This window comes from Bradyrhizobium sp. Leo170 (assembly GCF_004296405.1).
Classification (GTDB): Bacteria; Pseudomonadota; Alphaproteobacteria; order Rhizobiales; family Xanthobacteraceae; genus Bradyrhizobium.
In genome coordinates this window covers 1-2809 of sequence record NZ_PSRR01000581.1, presented here as the reverse complement: position 1 = coordinate 2809, position 2809 = coordinate 1, and the positions used below count along the sequence as shown (strand labels likewise).

General features: G+C 63.8%; 2 protein-coding genes and 1 pseudogene. All 3 read right to left on the bottom strand.

The features are described 5' to 3' along the window. Window positions 1-597: pseudogene (locus tag CWO89_RS42665) on the bottom strand (DUF1419 domain-containing protein); the annotation flags it as partial. A 325-nt stretch (window positions 598-922) separates the two neighbouring features. Continuing rightward, window positions 923-1804 carry a DUF3991 and toprim domain-containing protein gene (locus CWO89_RS42660; protein ID WP_130584190.1) on the bottom strand — a complete coding sequence of 294 codons (882 nt, stop codon included), beginning with the start codon at window positions 1802-1804 and terminating at the stop codon, window positions 923-925. 202 nt (window positions 1805-2006) lie between these two features. Further along, window positions 2007-2183 (bottom strand): hypothetical protein, encoded by a 177-nt coding sequence (locus CWO89_RS46565; protein WP_165421579.1) that lies wholly within the window; start codon window positions 2181-2183, stop codon window positions 2007-2009. Window positions 2184-2809: the final 626 nt, after the last annotated feature.

Here is a 2809-nt window from a genome sequence, read left to right as displayed (position 1 = left end):
AACCGTCTCCGGCAGATGGCGGAACTGCACCGGCAGCTTGGCCGCGATCTCTGCCTCGGTGAGGTCGTCAAGTAGCTTCAGGACCGTGCCGCTCTGGCCGGCGTAGACGAGTACAGTGCGGCGGCCACGAATGGCCTGCGGCTAGCGCTCGCCGGCATAGCCGCGATAATCGTCATGCGTGCTCGACCAGATGTGCTCGAGCCGTTCGTCGCGCGTCATCGCCCGCACGGGCCGTGACTCGCGCTCGATGATCGCCGCCTTCATCCGCTCCGGCGAAAGCCGATCGGAAAGATCGCAATAGCCATGGAACCAACGTCGCCTTCCGTCGATGGCAAGCGCGAAGAAGATGCTGGTGACGCTGCCCGTCATGAATTCGCGCATCGCGAACATGTCAGCGCGCATGAACAGCGGTGGCAGGATCTCGAGCATGTAGTCGTGCTCCCGCTCGTTGATCTCAAACCACTCACCGGCGAAGAGATGCTGGCCTTCACCTTCGGCCATCGCGGGGTCACCACGATGGCGGTTGAACAAGCGGTGCATCTCGTGGCGCGCTGCAACGCCTTCGAAGACTTTGCGGACGCTGGGGGAGGTGTGCATGGGCGGCTCCTCTTGGAATGGCCGAACTGAAAGCGCGAGCGATCCGCCTGATCCCTTCGTCACTTCAGTCCTTCATCACACCTCCTCGCCGGCCGCATCGAAGGTCCGGCGGGTCAAGGGCCGCGGAGCGCGGGCGAAGCTTCACCCTTGACGCGCCGGCCGGGCATGCGGCAGCGTCTCATTTCATCTTGCCTCCCTCATTGTTCGATCTCCTTTTCCCTTGCTCAACGCCGAGGCATCAGAGGCCCGCTCATGCGGAAGCCTTGGCACTGCGCCACCACGTAGCCTGCGCGTCGCTCCCGCGAGCCACATCAAGAGGTCGCCATCAGGCCCTTAAATCCTCATTCCAGTCGCCGGCGCACGGCCGCAATCGGGCATACGGCGCACTTGCATCCGCGGCGATGGCACGAACACGGTCGGCGTAGATGTCGCCTTGCCGATTGTTGTCGGTTGCTGCCACGAGATAGGCGGCGCGCTTGGCTAGGCGGCGGATCGCTTCATCCGTCGCGGGGGACCAGCCCCCGCCGGTGCTGACATAAAGGGTGTCGTCGCGCAGGACCTCGATCGCAGCGAGGCTCATGGCATCGAGGGCCGCCTCGGTGATGCAGATCCGCTCGGGCTCCTCCGACCCGAAGCGAAACAGCTCTTTGGCGCCCTCGGTGGAGAAGCCCCGCCATGCCGGTCCACGCTCCTCCCAGCCTGTGAGCGCTCCAGCAGAATTGCTATGCGCCGCCCACATGCTGCCTTGGGGGCCTTCTCGCAACCGGTCGCCAGCGACTGCGCGCTTCACGATGTTCGTCGGCAGCCCGCGCTCGCCGGTGAGATAGCGCCAGGTTGGCGAGCCGGGGCGCGGCCTGAAGCGATATCTCCACCGTTCTACAATGGACGCCAGGACCTTGGGTCTTGCCGGGTGCTGCCACGCTGGTGCAGCAGGGACGAAGCCAACTACATCCGCAACACGGTCACATGCCTCGACGAAACCGTCTGCGCCGAGGTGTGCGGCTAGCGAAAACACGTCCCCTTTCGCCGGCGACAACGGATCGAACCAGCCGCGGCCTTCGTGAATGACGATGACGATGTTGCTGTCGCGGCGATACTTTATCGCCCGCCGGGTGCTTTCCTTGACGTCGACCTTCCAGCCGTCTTTCTCCAGCAGGGCCGCGCATCCGACCTTTTCGCGGAGCTCTTCGATTTCTCTCTTGTCCATTGTCTGCACCGGGGTCGCGTAAAGCGACGTCCGGCCCCTTCTTCTGTTGGTCTCACTTGTTCCTAGCCTTGCGGCATCCCCGACCGGCCGCGAAGCCTTCCGAATGCAAGGGCGCGCTGACCAACCGTCAGTCGCCGCATCGTCGGCGCGGCGAAGCCTCCCTTGCAGCCGGCATGGCGCCAGCGGCAGCCGGTCACCCGGCTCAATGAGCGGGGCACCAGGGGTCGTATTCATGGACGATGGCGTCCTGATCGCCGTCGTATTCGCTGGAGACCATCACGCCGAATTCGTTCTCAGTCTGGAAAAGGATGACGGGCACCATCAGCGTGCGGGCCAGGTCGAAGGCGTGGTTCTGAGCGAGGGTGAGATTGTGCGACATGAAAGGCTCCCGTCTTGCGGCGGGGACCATCCCCGCTCGACAGGCGCCGAAGTGTTCGGGGCGGTCGCGGTCACCTCGAAGGCGAAGCCGGAGAGGTCGCACGCTTGCGTAGCGAACCCCTTGCGGGTTGATCGTGGAAGGCCGCACCAGAACCAAGGAAAGCCCATTCGAGAGCGGGCTTGGTCCTTCACCGGAAGCATGTGAGCCGAAACGCACATGGTTCGTCCCGCGGATGCAGTGTTGGTCTGATTGACACCGAGAACAGCGCTGTCCCTTTTGTCTGGGGCGAAAGTGGGTTTGCCCACCTGGCGGTTGCTCCGCGAAATGCCGCTTCCGTTCGATGTCCTTGAGGCCCTCGGCATCGCTTGCATTTAGGGGCTAAGGTTCGATTCCGAATACGCGGGAGCTTCCGATCGGCTCAGCAACTGGCTTGTTCGGGGACTCGGGCCGTTTTGCGTCAGGGATGGCAGCCCGTAAGGGGGAAGACCCGCTCGCGGGGCTTCAGCGCAGCCAACAGCCCGGCCCGCAGGGCGACGCCCACGTTCTTCTCGGTCAGAGGCGCACACCAGCCAATTTATTTTGCGAGACCGGTTGTTGAGCGCCCTCAATGGCTTTCATCACCGGTA

What these genes read in the sequence shown, in the direction of transcription:
- CWO89_RS46565 (WP_165421579.1), bottom strand. Translation starts at nt 2,183, where the DNA reads ATGTCGCACAATCTCACCCTCGCTCAGAACCACGCCTTCGACCTGGCC.
- CWO89_RS42660 (WP_130584190.1), bottom strand. Translation starts at nt 1,804, where the DNA reads ATGGACAAGAGAGAAATCGAAGAGCTCCGCGAAAAGGTCGGATGCGCG.